The organism is Streptomyces rhizosphaerihabitans (genome assembly GCF_025399795.1).
Lineage (GTDB): Bacteria > Actinomycetota > Actinomycetes > Streptomycetales > Streptomycetaceae > Streptomyces > Streptomyces rhizosphaerihabitans.
In genome coordinates this window covers 101,768-125,370 of record NZ_JAODTZ010000007.1, presented here as the reverse complement: position 1 = coordinate 125,370, position 23,603 = coordinate 101,768, and the positions used below count along the sequence as shown (strand labels likewise).

Sequence of the window (23,603 nt, the reverse complement as noted above, 5' to 3'; positions counted from 1 at the left end):
GTGTTCCGCGGCGACGACCCGTTCCTCGGTCAGACTGAGGCATGACCGAAGCAGCAGCACGGGACGAGGGCAGCGGCGACAGCGGCGGCGAGAGCGTCTTCACGGTGATCGTCGCCGCCGCCGCCAATCTCGGGATCGCCCTCGCCAAGGCGGTCGCCGGCGTCATCAGCGGCTCCAGCGCGATGCTGTCGGAGGCCGCCCACTCCGTCGCCGACACGGTTACGGAACTGCTGCTGCTCACGGCGCTCAAACGCAGCGAGAAACCGGCCGACGAGGACCATCCGCTGGGCTACGGCCCCGAGCGGTACATCTGGGCGCTGCTCGCCGCCGTCGCCACCTTCGTCGGCGGCGCGGTCTTCTCGATCTACGACGGCATCCACACCCTGGTCGCGGGGGAGGAGCTCGGCGACCCGCTCGTGTCGTACATCGTGCTGGCCCTCGCCTTCCTCCTGGAGGGCTTCTCCCTGCGGACGGGGCTGCGGCAGGCGCGCGGCGAGGCCGCCCGGGTCGACGCCTCCTTCAAGACCTACCTTCGGCGCACTCCCGACACCGCCGTGAAGGCCGTCGTCATGGAGGACTCGGCGGCACTGGTCGGACTGGTGTTCGCCGCGGGGGGCCTGCTGGGCGGCCAGCTGACCGGATCGGGTGTCTGGGACGGCATCGCCTCGCTGCTCATCGGGCTCCTGCTGCTCTACGTCGCCTGGGTGCTCGGCCGTTCCAACGCGGAGCTGCTGATCGGACGGCCGCTGCCCCGGCCGATGCGGGAGCGGATCCGGGCGGAGCTGCTCGCGGTGGAGCACGTGGAGGCCGTACTGGAACTGATCACGCTCATGCAGGGGCCGCGAGAGGCGCTCATCGCCGCCAAGGTCGACTTCCGGGACGCGTCGACAGCGGCCGAGATCGAGTGGGCCTGCGAACAGGCGGAGGACCGGCTCCGGGCGGTGTTCCCCTCGGTGAGCAGGGTGTACCTGGACCCGACACCGGGGTACGCCCAGCGGCGGGACGAGGGGTTGAACCCCTGGCCGTGAAAGGCAGTTGAGGCGGTTCGGGGGCGAGGGGTTGGATGGCGGCCATGACCTACGTGGAAGAGTCGTGGAACTGGCGCGGGGCACGTATCCGGGAAGTCTTCCTGGAAGCCGCGGACACGGTCGCCGCGCTGCTCGCCGAACCCGCCGTCGCCGTCGCCTGGGGAAAGCCCGGCGCGCTGCGGGACTTCAGCGTCGGCGGCCTCGCGGCGCACACCGTCTGGCCGGAACTCGCCCTGCCGGACCTGCTGGCACGGCCGCTGCCGGAGGAGCCGGTGGTGTCGCTGCGGGAGTACTACGTGGAGCGGGTGACCTGGCTCGACGCGGGTGTCGACGGCGCGGTCAACATCCGTATCCGGCGCGGCGGGGAGGCGACGGCGGCGGACGGGCACGAGGTGCTCGTGGGACGCGCCCGCGAGGCCCTCGAACGGCTGCGGACCGCGCTGCCCGAGGCCCCCGCCGTGCGGCCGGTCCGGATGCCGTCCTGGGGCGACTGGTCCCTCGGCCTCGACGACTTCCTGCTCACCCGGCTGATGGAACTCGTCGTCCACGCCGATGACTTGGCGTACGGCGTGGGCCTGCCGGCACCGGACTTCCCCGAGCGGGTGACCGCGCCGGTGGTCGATCTGCTCGCCCGCCTCGCGGTCCGGCGGCACGGGCCGGTGAACGTCGTCCGGGGGCTCGCCCGCGCCGAGCGCGCCCCCGGATCGATCGCCGGGATCTGACGGGACCCAACGGACCCAGAGGGTCCGAGGCGGAGCCGGGGCTCAGGCGAGGCCCGCTTCCTTGAGCAGGTACGCCGTCATCGGGTCGTAGTGGCGCGGGCTGAGGACGTGGTCGTCGAGCGGGACCACGGCCTGGAGCGTGCCCTCCGACTCGGCGAGGAAGAGCGCCGGGTCGTTGCTGTCGGCGTATCCGACGGAGTCCAGGCCCTGCTGGCCTGCGAAACCGGCCCAGCCGTGGTCGGCCACGACCAGGTCGGGCAGTGGGCGGCCCTCCCGCTGCAGACCGGTGAGGATCGCGCGCATCGGCTCGCCCGAGTGGGTGTGCCACAGCGTGGCGCCGTGCTCCAGGACCGCGACGTCCGCGAACTGCATGACGTAACCCTCGTCCGTCTGCAGGCCGTCGGGGATCACCACGATCTCGCAGCCGGCGGCGCGCAGGGCGGCGGCCGTGGCGCGGTGCACGTCCAGCAGCCCGCCCGGGTGGCCGGTCGCGAACAGCACCCGCTGCCGGTCCTCGGCCGCCTTGCGCAGCCGGGCCGCGAGACGGTCCAGCGCGTCCACGGTCAGCTCGGGGTCGATGGTGTCCTGGCCGTACCGGTACTCCGGGTCGTCGTTGACGCCGACCCGCTCCGCCATCACCGCGAGCACGTCCTGCTCGTCGCTCCAGCGGTCGCCGAGTTCCAGACCGAGCCACCAGTTGCGCTCGCCGTTCGCCAGTTTGCGGTAGTGGGAGAGGTTGTTCTCGCGGGGCGTGGCGACATCGCCCGCGATACGGGTCTTCACGAGATGGTCGACAAGTTCGGCGCGGCTGGGAGTCCCGGGTATCGGCATACCCCCATTGTGCCGGTGCCCTCCGGCCGGGAGCGCGGCTGTCCCGGTCGCTGGGATGTGCGTCACTCAGGTGTACGGGACCCGGGTCCGTCTTGTGTTCAGTCGTCCCGGAGGGCGAACCACAACTCCATCCGTACGTCCGGGTCGTCGAGGTCCGCCCCCAGCAAGGCCGAACAGCGGGCGATGCGTTGGCGCACGGTGTTGCGGTGGACGGAGAGGGCCACCGCGGTGCGGTCCCAACTGCCGTGCAGGGAAAGCCAGGTGCGCAGGGTCTCGGTCAGCGCGGGGGTTCCGGCGACAGGGGCGAGCAGGGCCTGGGCGTGGGCCTCGGCGTCCGCCGGGGGGACGAGGTCCGCGAGCGCGGGACGGTCGCCGTGGCGGATCAGGGGAGTCCGGGTGGCGCGGGCGCGGGCCAGCGCGCGGGCCGCCTGGGTGTCGGCCGCCGCCCACGCGTGCGGGCCCGCGGGCGCGCTGACCCCGCAGATCCAGCCGGGCTGCGCGGTGGGCTCGCGGTCCCCGGGGACGAGGACGCGGACGACGTCGTCGCCGACGTCCACCAGCGCCGAGCCCAGCGTGGCCGCCAGCGCGGACGCGGAGACGGCGTCCGGGGCGGGGCCGTCCCCCGCGGGGCGCGCGTGCACGACCACCCACCGCTCGCCGCCGAGAAGCGGCGCCACCGTCCGCGGCGCGGCCCCGAGCAGCAGCCGCACCAGCGCCGCCGACCGCGCGGCCCCGCTTCCGCTCTGGTGCTCCCCGGTGAGCAGGGAGAGCAGCACGGACGCGACGGAGGCGATCGTGTGGTCGCCGGGGTCGCGGCTCGGCGCGGCGACACCCAGGACGAAGCCCTGGCCGCTGCCGAGGGCGTAGGCCGCCAGATGGACGCCCCCCACGGTGTCGGTGGCGGAGGACGGGGCCGGCCCCTGGGCTCCCCGGGGCCGCACCACACCGGCAAGCTCGGCGAGCGCCTCCGCGGGAGACAGCGTGTCCGCCCGGTGGGCCGCGTCCGCCGGCCCGGCCCGGTTCGCCGACCGCGCCGCTTCCTGCGGGCCGGACGGCGGGAGTCGCCCGGCGTGGGCCAGTTCCGTGCCCTCCGGGCCGTACAGCACCGCCCGGCCGCCCACCCGCTGGGCCAGCTGCCGGAGCACCGCCGGTACCGGATCGGGGCGGGCGGCGGCCGCCGCCAGGCTCTGCTGGGCCTCGGTCACCCGGCGCAGTTCCGCCAGCCGGGCCTGCGCCATGAGCTGCCACACCGCGCGGGCGACCCCGGAGAACGTCGTCTGGGGCGGGACCTCCAACAGGGGCAGCCCAAAGGCGTCGCAGGCCGCGACGAGGGCGCGCGGGACCGTGTCGTGGACCGGCGCCAGGCCGAAACCGAGCGCCGCGCCGCCCGCCGCGACGATGCGGGAGACGTAGTCGTCGAAATAGGTGCCCGAGCCGGCCGCCTCGGGGATGTGGACCCCCGCCGACAGCAGCAGCTCCCCGCCCAGCAGGTACGGGTAGGGGTCGGCCATCTCCGAGGTGTGCGCCCAGTGGATCACCGTGTCGGGCTCCGCGGGACCGGCGATCAGGCGCAGGGCCAGGTCCTCGCGGGCGAGCAGTGCCGACAGCGGCACCGGAGGAGTCGGTGGTACGGCCGGGGCGGACGGTGACGGTGATTCCGGCATGGTGGACAGATCCTCCATCCCGTTCGGATCGAATGGATGAAACGTACACTTCGCAGCCGCTTTCCGGCCACCTAATGTCGGTCCCGACCGGCAGCCACGGGTACGGGCGGATGTCCCCGCGATCAGTTGCCGGCTCGTCCCCCACATCCCCGCACGACACGCCACAGAGCACCCCGAGGAGACCCATGGCCGTCGACTACGCAGTCATCGTCGTCTATCTGGCCGGCATGCTGGCCATGGGCTGGTGGGGCATGCGCCGCGCCAAGTCCAAGAGCGACTTCCTCGTCGCGGGGCGGCGGCTCGGGCCCGTCATGTACTCCGGCACCATGGCCGCCATCGTCCTGGGCGGCGCGTCCACCATCGGCGGTGTGGGCCTCGGCTACCAGTACGGACTCTCCGGAGCCTGGATGGTCTTCACCATCGGCCTCGGCCTGCTGGCGCTCAGCGTCTTCTTCTCGGCCCGCATAGCCCGCCTGAAGGTCTACACCGTCTCCGAGATGCTCGACCTGCGCTACGGCGGCAGGGCCGGCGTCATCTCCGGTGTCGTCATGTGGGCGTACACCCTGATGCTCGCGGTCACCTCGACCATCGCGTACGCCACGATCTTCGACGTCCTCTTCGACATGAACCGGACGCTCGCGATCGTCCTCGGCGGCTCGATCGTCGTCGCGTACTCGACGCTCGGCGGCATGTGGTCGATCACCCTCACCGACATGGTGCAGTTCGTGGTCAAGACCGTCGGCGTGCTGCTCCTGCTGCTGCCCATCGCGGTCGTCAAGGCCGGCGGGTTCAGCGCGATGAAGGCCAAGCTCCCCACCGAGTACTTCGACCCGCTGGGCATCGGCGGCGAGACGATCTTCACCTATGTGCTGATCTACACGTTCGGCATGCTGATCGGTCAGGACATCTGGCAGCGCGTGTTCACCGCGCGCGGTGACAGGACCGCCAAGTGGGGCGGCACCGTCGCCGGCACCTACTGCCTGGTGTACGCCCTCGCCGGCGCCGTCATCGGCACGGCCGCCAAGGTCCTCTACCCGAAGCTGCCCAGCGCCGACACCGCCTTCGCGACCATCGTCAAGGACGAACTCCCGGTCGGTGTGCGCGGACTGGTGCTCGCCGCGGCCCTCGCCGCTGTGATGTCCACCTCCTCCGGCGCCCTGATCGCCTGCGCCACCGTCGCCAACAACGACATCTGGTCGAGGCTGCGCGGCGCTGTGAAGCGCGACACCGAGGACCACGACGAGGTCAAGGGCAACCGCCTCTTCATCCTGGTCATGGGCATAGCCGTCATCTGCACGGCGATCGTGCTCAACAACGTCGTCGAGGCGCTGACCGTCGCGTACAACCTGCTCGTCGGCGGCCTGCTCGTCCCGATCCTCGGCGGTCTGCTGTGGAAGCGCGGCACGGTGCACGGCGCGCTCGCCTCCGTCGTCGTCGGCGGTGTCGCGGTCATCGGCCTGATGGCGACCTACGGCATCCTCGCGAACGAGCCCGTCTACTACGGACTGCTCCTCTCCCTGGCCGCGTACGTGATCGTCTCGCTGGCCACGCCGGCGACCGATGCCGCGGTGCTGGCCGCCTGGCGGGAGCGGCTCGCGGGCCGTGACGCCGAACCCCTGTCCGAACCGGTCCCGGTTCACCAGTAGAGTCGTAGTACTTGTACTTAGTTGTACATACGCGACGAAGCGTAGGAAAGAAGGCAATACCCCATGAGCAGCAACGAGACGCCCCGCGGTCCCGTCGACTCGTCCCGCATCCCGCGGTACGCCGGCCCCGCGACCTTCGCCCGGCTGCCCCGTCTCGACGAGGTCGGCACCGCCGATGTCGCCGTCGTCGGTGTGCCGTTCGACTCCGGCGTCTCGTACCGGCCGGGCGCCCGCTTCGGCGGCAACGCGATCCGCGAGGCGTCCCGGCTGCTGCGCCCCTACAACCCTGCGCAGGACGCCTCCCCGTTCGCCCTCGCGCAGGTGGCGGACGCCGGTGACATCGCGGCGAACCCGTTCAACATCAACGAGGCCGTGGAGACGGTGGAGGCCGCCGCCGACGAGCTGCTCGGCACCGGCGCGCGCCTGATGACCCTCGGCGGCGACCACACCATCGCGCTGCCCCTGCTGCGCTCGGTCGCCAAGAAGCACGGTCCGGTCGCGCTGCTCCACTTCGACGCCCACCTCGACACCTGGGACACGTACTTCGGCGCCGAGTACACCCACGGCACCCCGTTCCGCCGCGCCGTCGAGGAGGGCATCCTCGACACCTCGGCGCTCTCCCACGTCGGCATCCGCGGGCCGCTCTACGGCAAGCAGGACCTCACCGACGACGAGAAGATGGGCTTCGGCATCGTCACCTCGGCGGACGTCTACCGCCGCGGCGCCGACGAGGTCGCCGACCAGCTGCGCCAGCGCATCGGCGACCGCCCGCTCTACATCTCCATCGACATCGACTGCCTCGACCCGGCGCACGCGCCCGGCACCGGCACCCCGGAGGCGGGCGGCATGACCTCCCGCGAACTCCTGGAGATCCTGCGCGGCCTCTCGTCCTGCAACCTGGTCTCGGCCGATGTCGTCGAGGTCGCCCCGGCGTACGACCACGCCGAGATCACCGCGGTGGCGGCGTCCCACACCGCGTACGAACTGACCACCATCATGTCCCGCCAGATCGCGGAGGCCCGAAGCAAGTGACCCACGACCACGACCTGGTCCTCCGCCCGTCGGCGGCACAGACGGAGGCCGCGCTCAACCCGCCCCCGGGCCGCAACGGCGGAGACCTGGTCGTGGAGACCCTCTCCGGTCTCGGCGCGACGACCGTCTTCGGACTGCCGGGCCAGCACGCGCTCGGCATGTTCGACGCGCTGCGCCGCTCCTCGCTCCAGTACGTCGGGCTGCGCGTCGAGAACAACGCCGGGTTCGCGGCGGACGCCTACGGCCGGATCACCGGTGAGGCCGCCCCGCTGCTGCTCTCCACCGGTCCCGGGGCGCTGACCTCGCTCGCCGCGCTCCAGGAGGCGCGCGCCGCCTCGGCGCCCGTCCTCGCGATCAGCAGCCAGATCCCGACCGCGGGACTCGGCGGCGGACGCCACGGCTATCTGCACGAACTCCCCGACCAGCAGGCCTCGTTCCGTGGCGTGGTGAAGTCGGTCCACACGGTCCGTACGCAGTCCCAGATCCCCTCCGCCATCGCGGCGGCCTGGGAGTCGGCGCTGACCGCCCCGCACGGGCCGGTGTGGGTGGAGATCCCGCAGGACGTCCTCCTCGCCGAGACGAGCCTGCCGATGGTGACGGCGATGGACGCGACCCCCGAGGACGTCGTCCCGCGCCCCGAACTGACCGCGCTGGCAGCCCACTTGCTGTCCTCGGCGGCCCGCCCCGCGATCATCGCGGGCGGCGGTGTCGTACGGGCGGACGCGTCCGGCAAGCTCCGCGCGCTCGCCGAGAAGCTGAACGCGCCGGTCGTCACCACCTTCGGCGGCAAGGGCGCCTTCCCCTGGGAGCACCCGCTGTCCCTCCAGTCCTGGCTGGAGGACCGGTACACGACCGACTTCCTGGAGGACGCCGACGTCCTGCTGGTGGTCGGCTCGGGCCTCGGCGAACTCTCCTCGAACTACCACACGTTCAAGCCCCGCGGCCGGGTGATCCAGATCGAGGCCGACCTCGGCAAACTGGAGTCCAACCACCCGGCGCTGGGCATCCACGCGGACGCGCGCCTCGCGCTGTCCGCGCTCCTGGAGACGGTGCAGGAACGCCCGGACCCGGCGGCGCCGGAGCGCGTGGGCACGGTCCTCGCCCGGGTCGCGGAACGTATCGCCTCCCAGGAACTCACCCTGGAACAGGGCGTGCTGGCGTCCGTCCGCCGGGCCCTGCCGGCCAGCTCGCCGTCCTTCTGGGACATGACGATCCTGGCGTACTGGGCCTGGTCGGCCTTCGACCCGCGCGGGGCCAACACCATGCACTCCGCCCAGGGCGCCGGCGGTCTCGGCTACGGCTTCCCGGCGGCGCTGGGCGCGGCGGCGGCCGACCCCTCCCGCCCGGTGCTCGCGGTCTCCGGCGACGGCGGCGCGCTGTACTCCATCGCCGAGCTGGCCACGGCGAAGCAGTGCGGTCTCCCGGTCACCTGGCTCATCGTCGACGACGGCGGATACGGCATCCTGCGCGAGTACATGACCGGCGCCTTCGGCCAGGCGACCGCCACGGAGCTGTCCCGGCCGGACTACGTGGCCCTCGCCGAGTCCTTCGGGGTGCCGGGCGTGCGTACGACCCCCGAGACGCTGGAGGAGGACCTGGCCAAGGCCCTGGCCGCTCCCGGCCCCTCGGTGGTCGTACTCCCGGCGGTACTGCGGATGTTCGCGCCTACCCACCTGGGCTGAGCGCCCACGCCCGCCTGGGCTGAGCGCCCACGCCCGCCCGGGCTGTAGCGCCCACGCTCGCCCGGGCTGAGCGCCCACGCCCGCCCGGACCGGGAGCTCACGCCCGCCCGGACCGAGCGCCTGCCCCAGGACCCCTCCCGCAGGGGAGAGGTCCCGGGGCGCCCCGTCTACCAGATCGCCTCGACCCACTCCGGGTGGTCGATGAACGGGTTGCGGTTGTGCTGGTAGGTGTCGTAGATGACCTGGTTGCGCTTCTCCTCGAAGGCGCTCGGCGGGTCCGCCTCGCTCCACGCCTTGAGCACGGACAGCTTGCCGATGTACGGGGTGCTGCCGTTGTTGACCTTCTCGTCGGGCTCCAGGTTGGCGAAGCCGTCGTCGCCCTCGTAGCGGACCGCCATGTAGAGGATCATGCGGGCCACGTCGCCCTTGTCGGCGTCGCGCGGCTCGAAGGAGTCGGAGTCGACCTTGCTGCCGCCCCCGTTGGTGACCGCGCTGCCGCCGTTGTCGAAGTCCAGGTTGCCCCGGATGCTGTTGACCTGGACGTCCGCCGGGCGCAGATGGTGCAGGTCCGTGCCGGGGCCGGTCACCTCGCCGAAGTCGCCGTGCGACTTGGCCCAGGTGTGCTCGCGGTTCCAGTCGCCGACGTCGCCGCCGTTGAGGGACTTGGCGCGCGAGACGCCGCTGTACAGCAGGATCACGTTGCTGCTGTTGTTCGGGTCCTGGTCGGTGGCCATCAGCGCGTTCCAGACCGCGGAGTACGAGATCTTGGTCTGGCTGCTGATGATGGTGTGCAGCGAGGACTTCAGGCTCGTGCCGGACTTGCCGACCGCGTTCTTGTAGTACGTGGCGTCGTACGCGGTCGTCGTGGCGCTCGCGGGGGTCGCGGTCATCGTCGGCAGGGTGAGGCCGACGAGAACCGCGGACGTACTCAGCGCCAGGGTCTTCCAGCGGCGAATGTGCGTGGCGGGCATCGTGGGGTGTCCGTTCTACGCGGGTTGAATGGAGCGGATAACCGGGATCGTGACATGAACATGAGGTCTCTGGGGTTAAGGGGAGGTGTCAGTTCCGTGTCGGGATTCAACAACTCGGCTGCCGTGCGCGAGACATGACATAACGGGCGCCTCCGGCCGGGATCGGCGAGCGGCCCCTGACCGGGTGTGGTCAGGGGCCGCCGGGTGCCGGGAGCGGGGTCAGCCGAGGTCGGAGGGGTCCAGTCGATAGAGCGTCGAGGCCGACTGGCCGTTCTGGGCCTCGGAGCTCGAACCCGACTCTGACGTCGTGGTCTTGCTGTACTCGCTCTCCTTCACCGCCGTGGCGTTCTTCTGCACCCAGGCGGTGACCGCAGAGCTGGCGCTGTTGCCGCCGCCCATACCGCCGCCCATGCCGCCGCCGACCTGGATGTAGTGCAGCTCGCCCTTCTTCACCAGTTCCTTGAGCTTGGCGACCGTCATGCCGTTGTCGCTGCCGGTGAAGCCGAACATGGAGATGACGGGCTTGTGGGTACTCAGGATCAGCTGTCCGGCGCTCTGTGAATTGGACACCGCGAGCAGCCACTTGGCGCCGTCCTGGTGCTTCTCCAGGTACGAGATCAGCTCGCTGCTGGTGCCGCCGCCCATCCCGCCACCGCCGCCCATCCCGCCCCCGCCGCCGGGCTGACTGCCCGAGCCGTTCGGGGCCGTACCACCGGGGGCCGTACCGTTCTCGCCACCGGGGAAGCCGCCGGCCTGGCCGCCTTCGCCGCCGCCCGGGAACCCACCGTTCCCGCCGCCCTGCGGGGTACCGCCGGGCAGCTCGCCGTTCGCGCCGCCGCCGGGCATCGTCCCGCCGGCTTCCTGGTTGCCCTGCCCGGTGCCGCCGGGCAGTTCGCCGCCGCCAGGCCCGCCGCCGAAGCCGCCCCGGCCGCCACCGCCCCCGCCGCCGAATCCGTTGCCGGTCGAGGGGCCGGCGGTCGGGTTGGTGCCGCCCATGCCGCCGCCACCGGAGCTCGCGGGCACGGCGACCGCGTAAGCCGTCGGGCCCGCGAGGGCCGCGACGATCGCGGCGGTCACGGACGCGGCCAGCAGCCGGGCGCGTCGGCCGGTACGGAAGAGGACCAGGCCCACGATCGCCAGTGCCATGACCACCGCGACGGCGGGCCACAGCCAGGCGTTCCAGTCGGTGGCCCGGCGCAGCAGCACGACCGCCCAGACGCCGGTGACCGCGAACCCGGCGGGCAGTACCCACGACCAGCGCACGTCGCCGCCCCGGAAGGCGCGCAGCAGCATGGTGCCGCCGCCCCCGCACAGCACCGCGATGCCCGGGGCGACCGCGGTCGTGTAGTACGGGTGCATGGTGCCCTCGGCCATGGCGAACGTCAGGTAGTGCAGGAGCAGCCAGCCGCCCCACAGCACCAGCACGGCGCGCGTGAGATCAGTGCGCGGGGCGCGGCCGCACAGCACCAGACCGCCGATGAGGGCGATGGCCGCGAAGGGGATCAGCCAGGAGATCTGGCCGCCCAGGATGTCGTTGAACAGCCGGCCGAGACCCGCGGTACCGGAGAAGCCTCCGCCCCCGCCGCCTCCGCCCCCGCCGTTGCCCTCGCCGCCGAGGACCCGGCCGAGGCCGTTGTAGCCCATGATCAGGTCCCAGGCGCTGCCGTCCGTCGAACCGCCGATGTAGGGCCGGTCGTCGGCAGGCACGAGGGAGACGGCCGTCGCCCACCAGAAACTGGAGACGGCCAGGACCACGCCCGCGAGCAGCAGGTTCACGATCCGCTTCCTGAGCTTCGGCGTGGCCGCGTAGAGGTAGACCGCGAAGACGGCGGGCAGCGCGATGTAGCCCTGGAGCATCTTCGTGTTGAACGCGAGGCCGAAACAGGCGGCCGAGCCGAGCAGTGGCAGCAGCCTGCCGTTCGTGGTCGCCCGCAGGGCGAGCGCCGCACCCGACACCATCAGGAACACCAGCAGGGTGTCGGGGTTGTTGTCCCGGTTGATGGCGACCGTGATCGGGGTCAGCGCGAGCACCAGCGCGGCGACGGTCGCCGCTCCGTGGCCCCACACCCGTTTCACGGAGGTGTGCAGGATCCAGATCGTCGCCAGCGCGACGAGGATCATCGGCAGCATCATCTGCCAGGTGCCGAAACCGAGGATCCGGCAGGACAGGCCCATGACCATCAGCGCGAACGGCGGCTTGTCGACGGTCATGAAGTTGCCCGCGTCCAGCGAGCCGAAGAACCACGCCTTCCAGCTCTGCGTGCCGCTGAACACGGCGGAGCTGTAGAAGCTGTTCAGGCCGGAGGCCGACAGGTTCCAGGAGTACAGGACCGCGGCCAGTACGAGGATCGCCAGCAGCGCGGGCAGCGACCAGCGGGGTGCGGCCGGCGCCGTCTCCGTGGGCCAGGCCGGCGCGGGAACCGGCGGCGGGGCGGGGGGAGTCGTGGGGGCGTCGGGAGATGGGTCAGTGGCAGACGTCACCGTCGCACCCTGACGCGAGGTGATGGGTGCGCACTGTGCTCCACCTGGGGGTGAGCTGTGCATCCGGGCCTCCGCATCCGGGGCCTCCGCACTCCGGCCCTCCGCACTCCGGCCCTCCGCACCCGGTCTCCGTGCCCCGGGCCTCCGCACCCCGGGCCTCCGCACCCCGGGCTCCTGTGCCCCGGGCCTGCCTCGATCATCCGCGTCCCGGGCCCCGGGTCTCCGCCCCCCCCGAGGTCTCCGCGCTTCGCGCCCGCGGGTCTCCTCCCCGGGGTCTCCGCGTCCCGTGCCCGGGTTTCTGCGTTCCGGGGCTGTGCTCCGAGGCTTTGGGCTCGAACCCCCGTCCGCAGAACACCCGTACAACCATCGATCGCCCTTGTGAGTCATCAGAGAGCGCGCGCCCTTGGGCGCGTTCGTATCGCTTCAAGGGGATGGGAAGCCTCCATGATTCACCGGATATCCCGGGGTGCCCGTGTGCTCGCAGTGAGCCTCGGCGCCGGGGTCATCGTGCCGCTCGCGGTCGCCGCGACCCCCGCCGCCGCCGCGCCGGCGCCGACGGTCAGCTGTACGTCGGGGAAGGCCGGTCTGGCCGCCAAGCTGCAGAAGGACATCACCGCGGCGCTCGCGAACCGCAGGGGCACCGTCGCGGTCGGCCTCTACGACCGCACCACGAACACCACCTGCACACTCCGCGCCACCACCGCCTTCGACTCGGCCAGCACGGTGAAGGTCACCGTCCTCGCCACGCTGCTCTGGGACGCGAAGAAGCACAACCGCTACCTGACGAGCACCGAGACGTCGCTCGCCACCAAGATGATCACCCAGTCGGACAACGCCTCGACGACCAAGCTGTGGAACCAGCTCGGTCTGACGAAGATCAAGGGCTTCCTGACCGCGGCGGGGATGACGAAGACCACGCCGGGCACCGGCGGCTACTGGGGTCTGACGCAGATCAACGTCACCGACGAGCAGAAGCTGCTGAAGCTCATCACCGCCAAGAACGCGGTGCTGAGCGACAACTCCCGCGCGTACGTCCTGAAGCTCATGGGCCAGGTCATCTCCTCGCAGCGCTGGGGGACACCGGCCGGGGCGCCCTCGACGGTCGCCGTGCACGTCAAGAACGGCTGGCTCTCGCGCTCCTCGAACGCCTGGCGGGTGCACAGCCTCGGCACGTTCAACGGCGGCGGCCACGACTACATGATGTCGGTGCTCACCGTCGGCAGCAGCACGATGGACTACGGCGTCGCCACCATTCAGGGTGTCGCCAAGGCCATCCACAAGGACCTCGTGCCGGTCACCGCCAATGTCCAGCGGTTCACGCCGACGTCGACGCCGACGGAAGCGTTCCCGGCCGTCCCGGCGAGCTGACCGGGGCCGTAGTCCCTCACCTCATTCGTTCGGACACCGTCGTCCGCCCGCTCGGACACCCTCTCCGCACGCCCCTGCGCACTCATCCGCCCGCCCGGCCACCCGGCCCGGCGGGCGGATGATTGTTGCGGAGGGATGAAATCCGCTTCGCCCGGTGTTGGTGCCTTCCGGCGGAGTGAGATCTACGGAAGGTACCGGAGTGGCGACGGAACGGGGATGGGCGCGGCGGCTCGCCGGGTACGCGTGGCGGTACCCGAAGGACGTGGTGCTCGCGCTCGGCTCCTCGCTGGGCGGCATGGCCCTCATGGCGGTGGTCCCGCTGGTCACCAAGGTGATCATCGACGACGTCATCGGCGACCACAGCCGGGGCATGGCCCCCTGGGCGGGCGCACTGCTCGGCGCCGCCGTCCTCGTCTACGCCCTCACCTTCGTCCGCCGCTACTACGGCGGCCGGCTCGCACTCGACGTCCAGCACGATCTGCGTACCGACATGTACGGGACGATCACCCGGCTGGACGGGCGGCGCCAGGACGAACTGTCCACCGGGCAGGTCGTGGGCCGCGCGACCAGCGACCTCCAGCTGATCCAGGGCCTGCTCTTCATGCTCCCGATGACCATCGGGAACGTCCTGCTCTTCCTGATCTCCCTCGGGATCATGGCCGCGCTGTCCCTGCCGCTCACCCTGGTCGCGCTGGCCGTCGCCCCGGCCCTCTGGTTCGTCGCCAGGCGCAGCCGCTCCCGGCTGCACCCCGCCACCTGGTACGCGCAGGCCCAGGCCGCCGCCGTGGCCGGGGTGGTCGACGGCGCCGTCAGCGGCGTCCGCGTGGTGAAGGGCTTCGGCCAGGAGGACCAGGAGACCGGCAAGCTGCGCGAGGTCGGGCGGCGGCTCTTCGCGGGCCGGCTGCGGACCATCCGGCTCAACGCCAAGTACACCCCGGCCCTCCAGGCCGTGCCCGCCCTCGGCCAGGTCGCGATGCTCGCGCTCGGCGGCTGGCTGGCCGTGCGCGGCCAGATCACGCTGGGCACCTTCGTGGCGTTCTCCACCTACCTCGCGCAGCTCGTCGGGCCGGTGCGGATGCTGGCCGTCGTCCTCACGGTCGGACAGCAGGCCCGCGCCGGCGCCGAGCGGGTCCTCGAACTGATCGACACCGAGCCGTCGATCAAGGACGGCACCAAGACCCTGCCGGCCGACGCGCCCGCCACCGTCGAGTTCGACGACGTGTCCTTCGGGTATGTGGAGGGCCGGCCGGTCCTGGACGGGCTGAGCTTCGAGATCCGGCCCGGCGAGACCCTCGCCGTCGTCGGCTCGTCCGGCTCCGGCAAGTCGACGGTCTCGCTGCTGATGCCCCGCTTCTACGACGTGACGCACGGCGCCGTCCTCATCGGCGGCCACGACGTCCGCGAGCTGACCACCGAGTCGCTGCGCGCCGCGATCGGGCTCGTCCCCGAGGACTCCTTCCTCTTCTCCGACACCGTGCGCGCCAACATCGCCTACGGCCGCCCCGACGCCACCCAGGACGAGATAGAGACCGCGGCCCGCGCCGCCCAGGCGGACCGTTTCATCGCCGAGCTGCCCGGCGGCTACGACACCACGGTCGGCGAGCACGGCCTCACCCTCTCCGGAGGCCAGCGCCAGCGTGTCGCGCTCGCCCGCGCCATCCTCACCGACCCGCGGCTGCTCGTCCTCGACGACGCCACCTCCGCCGTGGACGCCCGGGTCGAGCACGAGATCCACGAAGCGCTGAAGCACGTCATGGAGGGCCGTACGACCCTGCTGATCGCGCACCGCCGCTCCACCCTCAATCTCGCCGACCGCATCGCCGTCCTCGACGGCGGCCGGCTCGCCGACATCGGCACCCACGAGGAGCTCCAGGCCCGCTCGGCGCTCTACCGGCGGCTGCTCACCGACCCCGACGAGCTGGGCGGTGTCTCCCCGGGACACGCCCTGCCGGCGGCGCCGCCGGAGGACACCTCCGTACGTGACGAGCTGGACGCCGAGTTCGACGCCGAGCGCGGCGTGACGCCGCACCTGTGGACCGGCGACCGTGAGCCCCGGGACAACGCGCTCGAAGGAATGCCGGCCACCCCCGGACTCCTCGCCCAGGTCGAGGCGCTGCCCCCGGCCACCGACGTCCCGGACGTCGACGAGGCCCGCGCGGTCGGGGCCGAGGACTCCTACGGACTGCGCAGGCTGCTGCGCGGCTTCGGGGCCCCACTGCTCATCAGCCTCGCGCTGGTCGCCGTCGACGCGGTGATGACGCTGCTGCTGCCCATCCTGATCCGGCACGGCATCGACCAGGGCGTCACCCGGCTCGCGCTCGGCGCGGTGTGGGCGGCGGCCGCGCTCGCGCTGGTCACCGTGCTCGTGCAGTGGGCGGCGCAGATCGGCGAGACCCGGATGACGGGCCGTACCGGCGAGCGGGTTCTGTACGCGCTGCGCCTGAAGATCTTCGCGCAGCTCCAGCGTCTCGGGCTCGACTACTACGAGCGGGAGCTCACGGGCCGGATCATGACCCGGATGACCACCGACGTCGACGCCCTGTCGACGTTCCTGCAGACCGGGCTCGTCACCGCGTTCGTCTCCGTCGTCACCTTCTTCGGCATCATGGTCGCCCTGCTGGTGATCGACGTGCAGCTGGCGCTGGTCGTCTTCGTGACGCTGCCGCCGCTGGTCATCGGCACGTTCTTCTTCCGCCGGGCGAGCGTCAAGGCGTACGAACTGGCCCGCGAGCGGGTGTCGCTGGTCAACGCCGATCTCCAGGAGTCGGTGTCCGGGCTGCGGATCCTCCAGGCGTTCAGGCGCGAGGAGGCGAGCGGGCGGCGGTTCGCGGAGGGCAGCGACAGCTACCGCAGGGCGCGCATCCGCGGGCAGTGGCTGATCTCCGTCTACTTCCCGTTCGTGCAGCTGCTGGCCTCGGGGGCCGCCGCGGCCGTGCTGGTCGTGGGCGCCCACCGGATCGACTCCGGCACGCTCACCACCGGCGCGCTGGTCGCCTACCTCCTCTACATCGACCTGTTCTTCGCGCCCGTGCAGCAGCTCTCGCAGGTCTTCGACGGCTATCAGCAGGCCACCGTCTCGCTGGGCCGCATCCAGGAACTGCTGCGCGAGCCGACCTCGACCAAGGCCGCCGCCGAGCCGCTGGAGGTGCCGTCGCTGCGGGGCGAGATCGCGTTCGAGGACGTCGACTTCGCGTACGGACCGGCGAGCGAGGCCGAAGAGGCGCTCAGCGCGGTGTCGTTGCGCATCCCCGCCGGGCAGACCGTCGCCTTCGTCGGGGAGACCGGCGCGGGCAAGTCGACGCTCGTGAAGCTGGTCGCGCGGTTCTACGACCCGACGGGCGGGCGGGTGACGGTCGACGGCAAGGATCTGCGCGACCTCGACATCACCTCCTACCGGCACCGGCTCGGGGTTGTCCCCCAGGAGGCCTACCTCTTCCAGGGGACCGTCCGCGACGCCATCGCCTACGGCCGTCCGGGCGCCACCGACGCCGAGGTGGAGGCCGCCGCCCGCGCGGTCGGCGCGCACGAGATGATCGCCACGCTGGAGGGCGGGTATCTCCACGAGGTCGCCGAGCGCGGCCGCAACCTCTCCGCGGGACAGCGCCAGTTGATCGCGCTGGCCCGCGCGGAGCTGGTCGATCCGGACGTGCTGCTGCTCGACGAGGCGACGGCCTCGCTGGACCTGGGGACGGAGGCCCTGGTCAACCAGGCCACCGACCGGCTGGCGGGCCGCCGTACGACACTGGTGGTCGCCCACCGGCTGACGACGGCCGCCCGCGCGGACCGGGTCGTGGTGATGGACCACGGTCGCGTCACCGAGGACGGCACCCACGACGAACTGCTCCGCCTCGACGGCCGTTACGCCGCGCTGTGGCGGACCTTCGTGGGTTCCCCGGAGCCCGAGGAGCCCGTCAGCTCCTCGGCTTGATGCCGGAGATCTTCTTCGTCGCCAGATCCGACTGCACCGTCAGATAGGTGTACGTCGGATGCTGAGCGGAGCCCCAGGTCAGCCGGACCGTCGACCAGGTGTGCCCGGCGCCGCTGTCACCCGGTGTCACCTTCCAGGCGCTCGGCACGTCCTGGGCGCGCAGCACCCCGTCGGCGTGCTGGCGGTGCTCCCACGTGGACAGGCTGCTGCGGAGCCCCGGGGTCAGATAGAACGAGCGCAGCTGGGTGCTGAGTCGGCCGGAACCCGTGTCGGTCACGGCGTCGATGTAGGCGCCGTAGAAGTCGGCCACGCGGTCGTATGCGGGACCGCTGCTCCCGCTGCGGGCGGGCGGTGGAGCGGTGGAACTCGCGACGGCCGGCACCGAGGCGCCGGCGGTGATCAGAAGGGCCGCGGCGACGAGTGCGCGGCTGGTCGTGCGGGATGACTTGATGCCGGACATGAACTACCGCCTTTCGTTTTCTGACCAGTTGGACCTCGGGTAAACGGGCACGGTTGCCCTGAAAAAGGAAAAAACCTCTCACGGGTGAAGCGGGGATGGACAGCGATGTCGTAGCGGTACGCAACCATCCGCCGCATGTCCTGCGTCCGTACACCAGTACGCTGATTGCTGCGGGAGGGACAACAGTGGACAGTGGTGCGATACGCCGACGGCTGGCGCTCGGCCTTGCCGTGCTGACCGCGGCCGGACTGCTCGCGTTCATGAGTCCGGGCAGCGCCCAGGCCGCCCCCTCCTCCTGTTCGGGCCGCAAGGTCCGCACGCTGCCTTTCACGACCGGCTCCGTGCAGGTGTACAAGCACAGCGGCTATGTCTGCGCCGTGACCTTCCCCGAGGGGCGGGGTTCTCGCAAGCGGATGTCCGTCAGCGTGCAGGCGCGCGGGGGCCGACCGGTGGTGGACTCCGGGCGCTTCGCGCATCACGCGGGCCCGGTGACCCTGTACGCGGGCCATCGCTGCGTCCGGATCAAGGGCTCGGTCGGTTCGGGATCGGTGAGTTCCGGCTGGATCCTCTGCTGAGCCGTACATGACCCAAGAACCCCTGGTGTCACGGGAGTTGCTCCGTTAGGTTCCGGCGGACATCCGCGTAATCCCAGGGGAGGGTGCATGCGCAAGGCGCTCAGATGGCTGATCGCGCTCACGGTGCTCATAGGCACGCTGAGTACGGCCGGGGCGGCCACCGCGGCCCAGCCGGAAGCCCACGGAACCACCACCGGCAGGACAGGAACGACCGACGGGGACATCCTGGACCGGCTTCTCGCGATCCCGGGCATGAGCCTGATCCAGGAGAAGCCGTACACCGGCTACCGGTTCTTCGTCCTGGACTACACCCAGCCGGTCGACCACCGGCACCCGTCCAAGGGCACGTTCCAGCAGCGCATCACCGTGCTGCACAAGGACACCGCGCGCCCGACGGTCTTCTACACCGGCGGCTACAACGTCTCCACCACCCCGAGCCGCCGCGAGCCGACCCAGATCGTGGACGGCAACCAGGTCTCGATGGAGTACCGCTTCTTCACTCCGTCCCGGCCCGACCCGGCCGACTGGTCCAAGCTCGACATCTGGCAGGCGGCCAGCGACCAGCACCGCATCTTCGAGGCCCTCAAGCCGGTCTACGGCCAGAAGTGGATCTCCACCGGCGGCTCCAAGGGCGGCATGACCGCCACCTACTACGAGCGCTTCTACCCGCACGACATGGACGGCGTCGTCGCCTACGTGGCGCCCAACGACGTCGTGAACGACGAGGACTCGGCGTACGACCGCTTCTTCACGCAGGTCGGCACCAAGGAGTGCCGCGACAGGCTGGACGCCGTGCAGCGCGAGGCCCTTGTACGCCGCGAGCCGCTGGAGAAGAAGTACGCGGCCTACGCCGCCGGCAACGGCTACACCTTCACCACCGTCGGCAGCCTCGACAAGGCGTACGAGGCGGTCGTGCTCGACTACGTGTGGGGCTTTTGGCAGTACAGCCTGCTGAAGGACTGCGACACGATCCCGGCGAACGCCACGTCCGCCACGGACGACGAGATCTGGGACTCCGTCGACACGATCTCCGGCTTCTCCTTCTACACCGACCAGGGACTGGAGCCGTACACCCCGTACTACTACCAGGCGGGCACCCAACTGGGCGCGCCCACCATCCACTTCCCGTACATCGAGAAGAAGTACGTCCGCTACGGCTACCAGCCGCCGCGGAACTTCGTGCCGCGCTCCGTCCCCATGAGGTTCCAGCCGTCGGCGATGCGTGACGTGGACGGCTGGGTCCGCCACCACGCGCACCACATGCTGTTCGTCTACGGCCAGAACGATCCCTGGGGCGCCGAGCGGTTCCGCCTCGGCTCGGGGGCGCGCGACGCCTACGTCTTCACGGCGCCGGGCCTGAACCACGGTGCCAACGTCGCGGGGCTGGCCGCCGACGAGAAGGCGCTGGCCACCGCCCGCATCCTGCAGTGGGCGGGCGTCGCCTCCGCGACGGTTCAGGCGGACCCCTCGGCGGCCAGGCCGCTCGCGCGGTTCGACGCGGGGCTGGACCGGCGTGACGTCGAACGCGACATGACGCTCCGTCCGTAGCATCCCGGTCCCGGCTGCGTCCGCCCCCGTGCACACCGGGCGGACGCAGCCCACCGGCCAGGTGCCGCCGGGATCGACGTGGAGCTCCGCGGCGGACGGCCCGGCGTGACCCGCCGAGGCGGGCACACGCCGGACATGCGGGGCTCTTCGGCTCACTCGGGGGTGGCGCGCCGGGTGGGCCGCGTACGGCTAGTACGTCAACCCGTACCCGATCGGATACAGCACCTGCGCCGGGTCGTCCGCCCGCTGCACCGCGACCGGCAGCCTGCCCCGCGGGTCCACCCGGCCGGCGATCGCCCGGGCGGCGGCGCGCACTTCGACATCGGTCCAGGAGTACGAGGCCAGGCAGGCGCCGACCCCGGGGAGCAGGGCGACGTCGTACGGGTTGCGGATGGCGACGGCGATCACCGGGACACCCGTGGCGAGCAGACGTTCCACCAGGGTCTTCTGGGACCCGGTCGCCGTCAGGTTGTACGTCAGGGCGACCACCGCGTCCGCGTCGGCCGCCGCCGTGACGGCCTTGGTGATCGTCGCCGCCGAGGGTGCCGTACCCGTGGACAGAGCCGTCGCCGTGAAGCCCAGCTCGGTCAGCGCGCCGGCGAGAACGGTGGTGGGCGGCCCGTCGGACAGCGAAGGCGAGGCGGGATCGGCGCCCACCACCAGCACCCTCGGGGTGCGCAGCCGGGACAGCGGCAGGAGCCCCTCCTTGTTGACCAGCAACGTGGTGGTGCGCTCGGCGATCCGGTCGGCCGCCCGGAGATGTGCCGGGATGCCGACCACCCGGTCGACGCACGCGTCACGGACGTACGGGTCGCTCAGCAGCCCGTGCTTCGCCTTGAGCCGCAGGACACGCAGGATCGATTCGTCGAGGCGGGCCTCGGTCAGTTCGCCGCCGCGCACGGCGTTCAGCACCGCGTTCCACGCGACGTTCAGGTCGGGCGGGTTGAGGAGCTGGTCGACACCGGCCTTGAGGGCGAGGACGGGGACGCGGTCGTCGCCGTACTTCGTCCGGACGCCCTCCATGCCCAGCGAGTCCGTCACCACGACGCCGTCGTAGCCCAGTTCGCCGCGCAGGATGCCGGTGAGGATCGGGTGGGAGAGGGTGGCGGGGTCACCGGCCGGGTCGAGCGCCGGGACCATGATGTGCGCGGTCATGATCGAGTCGATGCCGGCGCGGATCGCCGCCCGGAAGGGCACCGCGTCGAGGGCCGACCACAGCTCGCGGCTGTGGGTGATGACCGGGAAGCCGAAGTGGCTGTCGACGGCGGTGTCGCCGTGGCCGGGGAAGTGCTTGGCGGTGGCCGCGACGCCGGAGCTCTGGTACCCCTTCACCTCGGCGGCCACCAGGCCCGCCACCGCGTCCGGGTCGGCGCCGAAGGAGCGGACGCCGATCACCGGGTTGGCCGGGTTGACGTTCACGTCGGCGTCGGGGGAGTAGTCCTGGCTGATGCCGATCGCGCGCAGTTCGGCGCCGCTGATGCGGCCCACCGTCCGGGCGTCGGCCCGCGAGCCGCCCGCGCCCAGCGCCATGGCGCCCGGGAACAGCGTCGCGGGCTTGCCCACCCGAGCCACTATCCCGTGTTCCTGGTCGGTGGAGATCAGCAGCGGCAGTCCGCGCGGCTGCTCCAGCGAGGCCCGCTGGATCCCGTTCGACAGCTCGGCGATCTGGTGCGGATCGCGGGTGTTGTGCGCCCAGGCGAAGTAGATGATGCCGCCGACGCGGTACTTGGCGATCAGTTCGGCGGCCGTGCGGACACCGATCTCCTTGAGGTTGGCGTCGATGTCGGCCTGGTCGGGCGCGGTGGCCGAATGGCCGTACACCCGCATGACGAAGAGCTGGCCGACCTTCTCCTCCAGTGTCATACGGGAGATCAGGGCGCGCAGAGCCTTGTCGGTGCCCGGGCGGGCGTCGGCCGCGTGGGCGCGGGGGCCGGCGGCCAGCGCGGCGGTGATGCCCGCCGTGGCGGCGAGAACCGTACGCCGGGCGGGCCTTGACGGTCTGTCCGGCTCGGTCGGCCCGGACGGTCTTGCGGTGCTTCCCGTGCTGGAGTCGCGCACGAGCGCTCCTTCCCTCGTGAAGGAAACTTCCGAGGAGTCACGAATATCCGGGAAGTTTCTTCCAGTCAAGAGTGTGCACAGTATCCGGGAAGGGGCCGCCACCGGCGCAGTTGGAGGGGGCGCGCCGGTGACGGCGTGCGGTCGGCCGCAGCCGGCAGAGAGGGTCGGTCAGTGATCGCAGCCGGCGGCGAAGCCGGCACCGCCCCGCGCGGACTCGCCCGGCAGCACGCGGATGTGACGAAGCGGAGGGGGCCGGGGTTCCCGGGATCCGGGCGAACGCCGGAAGCCGGTGCGGGTGGGATGGACGAGCCCCCTGGACCCGCTCCGCTGCGTCCAGCGCCCCGCCCAGGGGCGTTCCTGGCTCGGCCCGCCCCGGCTCAACGGCGTTCCTGGTCCGGCTCGACCGCGCCCCTGGACCGGCTCGACCGCGCCCCGGACCCGTTCCGCCGCGCCCTTGGACCTGCTTCATCGTGCCTGGGGTGCGCCAGGGCCCGCGCAACGGCGCCCCTGGACCGGGTCGACCGCGCTCTCGGACCGGCTCCCTTGCGCTCTCGGACCCGCTTCATCGTGCCCGGGGCGCGCCCGGGCCCGCTCAATCGCGCACCGCCGCCGCCGGCCAGTGCGTCTGGAGGGTGCGGACCGTCTCGGCGATGGCAGGCCGGCGCGCCGCGCCCGAGCGCCACAGCGCGTACAGCCGGCGGACGGGCAGCGGGTCGAGCGGTACCTCCACCACGCCATCGGGAAGGGGGCCGCGGCCGAGGCGCGGTATGAGGGCGATGCCGAGGCCGGCGGCGACGAGAGCGACGAGGGTCGGGTTCTCCTCGGCCTGGTGGACGATGTCCGGCTCGCAGCCCGCCTCGCGCAGGGTGCGCACCAGCCAGTCGTGGCAGACCCGCCCCGGCGGCTGGCAGATCCAGCGCTGGCCGCCCAGGTCCTCCCGCCGTACCGAGGCCCGCCCGGCGAAGGGGTGCCCGGCGGGGACGAGCAGATCGCACAGGTCGTCCCCGATCACCGCCTGCTCCACCCCCGGCGGAGCGGGCAGCGGGGCGATGTCCCAGTCGTGAGCCACGGCCATGTCGACGGCGCCCTTGGCGACCAGGTCGACGGACAGATGCGGGTCGATCTCCGTCAGCCGGGTGTCCAGGGCCGGGTGCCGGGCGGCCAGATCGGCCAGTACGGCGGGCATCAGACCGCGGGCCGCCGAGGCGAACGCGGCCACCGTCAACCGCCCCGCCGGCCTTCCCCGGCGCTCCTCCAACTCGGTCTCCGCCCGCTCCACGATCGCCAGCAACTCCTGTGCGGTGGACGCGAGTTGTTCGGCCTGCTCGGTGAGCCGGACACCACGTCCACGCCGTTCCAGCAGGACGGTCCTGGTCTCCCGCTCCAGTTTCGCGATCTGCTGGGACACCGCGGACGGCGTGTAGCCGAGGGCGGCCGCGGCGGCACCGACCGTGCCGTGCACCGAGACGGCGTGCAGGGCGCGCAGGCGCTGGAGATCGAGCATGGGGCCTCCCGGGTCGCGGCTTCGCTCGCCTCCAGCTTACGTAAGCATCGCTTCATCCATCCCTGCAGATATTCGCGCTGGTGCTACACGGTGGCGGCATCCGAT

16 protein-coding genes are annotated in these 23,603 nt (G+C 71.9%); 9 read left to right on the top strand and 7 right to left on the bottom strand.

Annotated elements, in window-relative coordinates; genetic code table 11:
• The first annotated feature begins 41 nt into the window (after nucleotides 1-41).
• Both N4G66_RS09490 and N4G66_RS09485 read left to right on the top strand, forming a co-directional pair.
• Nucleotides 42-1,028 carry a cation diffusion facilitator family transporter gene (locus tag N4G66_RS09490; protein WP_261703560.1) on the top strand — a complete coding sequence of 329 codons (987 nt, stop codon included), beginning with the start codon at nucleotides 42-44 and terminating at the stop codon, nucleotides 1,026-1,028.
• Nucleotides 1,029-1,072: 44 nt separating this feature from the next.
• The gene (locus tag N4G66_RS09485; protein WP_261703559.1) at nucleotides 1,073-1,750 is read left to right on the top strand and encodes a maleylpyruvate isomerase N-terminal domain-containing protein; all 678 of its coding nucleotides are present in this window, start codon (nucleotides 1,073-1,075) and stop codon (nucleotides 1,748-1,750) included.
• Nucleotides 1,751-1,792: 42 nt separating this feature from the next.
• Here the strand turns inward: N4G66_RS09485 and N4G66_RS09480 are convergent, their stop codons facing one another.
• Complete coding sequence (locus N4G66_RS09480) at nucleotides 1,793-2,581, bottom strand: phosphatase (protein WP_261703558.1); 789 nt, start codon at nucleotides 2,579-2,581, stop codon at nucleotides 1,793-1,795.
• Nucleotides 2,582-2,679: 98 nt separating this feature from the next.
• Nucleotides 2,680-4,263 carry a PucR family transcriptional regulator gene (locus N4G66_RS09475; protein WP_261703557.1) on the bottom strand — a complete coding sequence of 528 codons (1,584 nt, stop codon included), beginning with the start codon at nucleotides 4,261-4,263 and terminating at the stop codon, nucleotides 2,680-2,682.
• Nucleotides 4,264-4,430: 167 nt separating this feature from the next.
• On the opposite strand from N4G66_RS09475, the gene N4G66_RS09470 reads away from it, so the two are divergent.
• The 3 genes from N4G66_RS09470 to N4G66_RS09460 all read left to right on the top strand — a co-directional run bounded on the left by N4G66_RS09470 (nucleotide 4,431) and on the right by N4G66_RS09460 (nucleotide 8,605).
• Entirely contained in the window at nucleotides 4,431-5,891 is a 1,461-nt protein-coding gene (locus tag N4G66_RS09470; RefSeq protein WP_261703556.1) for a sodium:solute symporter, read from the top strand.
• Nucleotides 5,892-5,954: 63 nt separating this feature from the next.
• The gene (speB, locus tag N4G66_RS09465; protein ID WP_261703555.1) at nucleotides 5,955-6,923 is read left to right on the top strand and encodes an agmatinase; all 969 of its coding nucleotides are present in this window, start codon (nucleotides 5,955-5,957) and stop codon (nucleotides 6,921-6,923) included.
• Nucleotides 6,920-8,605, top strand: coding sequence for a thiamine pyrophosphate-binding protein (locus tag N4G66_RS09460; protein ID WP_261703554.1), 1,686 nt, complete (start codon nucleotides 6,920-6,922; stop codon nucleotides 8,603-8,605). Before speB ends, N4G66_RS09460 begins: the two co-directional genes overlap by 4 nt.
• Before the next feature lie 167 nt (nucleotides 8,606-8,772).
• Here N4G66_RS09460 and N4G66_RS09455 read toward each other — a convergent pair whose 3' ends face one another.
• Together N4G66_RS09455 and N4G66_RS09450 are read right to left on the bottom strand one after the other, a co-directional pair.
• On the bottom strand, nucleotides 8,773-9,576 hold the full coding sequence (locus tag N4G66_RS09455) for an endonuclease I family protein (protein WP_261703553.1): 804 nt from the start codon (nucleotides 9,574-9,576) through the stop codon (nucleotides 8,773-8,775).
• A 219-nt stretch (nucleotides 9,577-9,795) separates the two neighbouring features.
• Nucleotides 9,796-12,057: a glycosyltransferase family 39 protein gene (locus N4G66_RS09450; protein WP_261703552.1), complete on the bottom strand. Its 2,262-nt coding sequence runs from the start codon at nucleotides 12,055-12,057 to the stop codon at nucleotides 9,796-9,798.
• A 444-nt stretch (nucleotides 12,058-12,501) separates the two neighbouring features.
• Between N4G66_RS09450 and N4G66_RS09445 the strand changes: the two genes are divergently transcribed.
• Both N4G66_RS09445 and N4G66_RS09440 read left to right on the top strand, forming a co-directional pair.
• Entirely contained in the window at nucleotides 12,502-13,425 is a 924-nt protein-coding gene (locus tag N4G66_RS09445) for a class A beta-lactamase-related serine hydrolase (RefSeq protein WP_261703551.1), read from the top strand.
• 199 nt (nucleotides 13,426-13,624) lie between these two features.
• Nucleotides 13,625-17,353 carry an ABC transporter ATP-binding protein gene (locus N4G66_RS09440; RefSeq protein WP_261703550.1) on the top strand — a complete coding sequence of 1,243 codons (3,729 nt, stop codon included), beginning with the start codon at nucleotides 13,625-13,627 and terminating at the stop codon, nucleotides 17,351-17,353.
• On the opposite strand, the gene N4G66_RS09435 is transcribed toward N4G66_RS09440, so the two are convergent.
• Nucleotides 17,337-17,813: a hypothetical protein gene (locus N4G66_RS09435; protein ID WP_261703549.1), complete on the bottom strand. Its 477-nt coding sequence runs from the start codon at nucleotides 17,811-17,813 to the stop codon at nucleotides 17,337-17,339. The two genes, N4G66_RS09440 and N4G66_RS09435, sit on opposite strands and share 17 nt — an antisense overlap.
• A gap of 185 nt (nucleotides 17,814-17,998) precedes the next feature.
• Between N4G66_RS09435 and N4G66_RS09430 the strand changes: the two genes are divergently transcribed.
• Both N4G66_RS09430 and N4G66_RS09425 read left to right on the top strand, forming a co-directional pair.
• The gene (locus N4G66_RS09430) at nucleotides 17,999-18,388 is read left to right on the top strand and encodes a hypothetical protein (protein ID WP_261703673.1); all 390 of its coding nucleotides are present in this window, start codon (nucleotides 17,999-18,001) and stop codon (nucleotides 18,386-18,388) included.
• A gap of 87 nt (nucleotides 18,389-18,475) precedes the next feature.
• Nucleotides 18,476-19,936: a S28 family serine protease gene (locus tag N4G66_RS09425; protein ID WP_261703548.1), complete on the top strand. Its 1,461-nt coding sequence runs from the start codon at nucleotides 18,476-18,478 to the stop codon at nucleotides 19,934-19,936.
• 189 nt (nucleotides 19,937-20,125) lie between these two features.
• On the opposite strand, the gene N4G66_RS09420 is transcribed toward N4G66_RS09425, so the two are convergent.
• Nucleotides 20,126-21,994 carry a glycoside hydrolase family 3 protein gene (locus N4G66_RS09420; protein ID WP_261703547.1) on the bottom strand — a complete coding sequence of 623 codons (1,869 nt, stop codon included), beginning with the start codon at nucleotides 21,992-21,994 and terminating at the stop codon, nucleotides 20,126-20,128.
• A gap of 592 nt (nucleotides 21,995-22,586) precedes the next feature.
• Entirely contained in the window at nucleotides 22,587-23,498 is a 912-nt protein-coding gene (locus N4G66_RS09415; RefSeq protein ID WP_261703546.1) for a LysR family transcriptional regulator, read from the bottom strand.
• Nucleotides 23,499-23,603 lie beyond the last annotated feature (105 nt).

Bases quoted from the DNA above. Each gene is read 5' to 3' on its own strand.
- N4G66_RS09490 (WP_261703560.1), top strand. From the start codon at position 42: ATGACCGAAGCAGCAGCACGGGACGAGGGCAGCGGCGACAGCGGCGGC.
- N4G66_RS09485 (WP_261703559.1), top strand. From the start codon at position 1,073: ATGACCTACGTGGAAGAGTCGTGGAACTGGCGCGGGGCACGTATCCGG.
- N4G66_RS09480 (WP_261703558.1), bottom strand. From the start codon at position 2,581: ATGCCGATACCCGGGACTCCCAGCCGCGCCGAACTTGTCGACCATCTC.
- N4G66_RS09475 (WP_261703557.1), bottom strand. From the start codon at position 4,263: ATGGAGGATCTGTCCACCATGCCGGAATCACCGTCACCGTCCGCCCCG.
- N4G66_RS09470 (WP_261703556.1), top strand. From the start codon at position 4,431: ATGGCCGTCGACTACGCAGTCATCGTCGTCTATCTGGCCGGCATGCTG.
- speB (WP_261703555.1), top strand. From the start codon at position 5,955: ATGAGCAGCAACGAGACGCCCCGCGGTCCCGTCGACTCGTCCCGCATC.
- N4G66_RS09455 (WP_261703553.1), bottom strand. From the start codon at position 9,576: ATGCCCGCCACGCACATTCGCCGCTGGAAGACCCTGGCGCTGAGTACG.
- N4G66_RS09445 (WP_261703551.1), top strand. From the start codon at position 12,502: ATGATTCACCGGATATCCCGGGGTGCCCGTGTGCTCGCAGTGAGCCTC.
- N4G66_RS09435 (WP_261703549.1), bottom strand. From the start codon at position 17,813: ATGTCCGGCATCAAGTCATCCCGCACGACCAGCCGCGCACTCGTCGCC.
- N4G66_RS09425 (WP_261703548.1), top strand. From the start codon at position 18,476: ATGCGCAAGGCGCTCAGATGGCTGATCGCGCTCACGGTGCTCATAGGC.
- N4G66_RS09415 (WP_261703546.1), bottom strand. From the start codon at position 23,498: ATGCTCGATCTCCAGCGCCTGCGCGCCCTGCACGCCGTCTCGGTGCAC.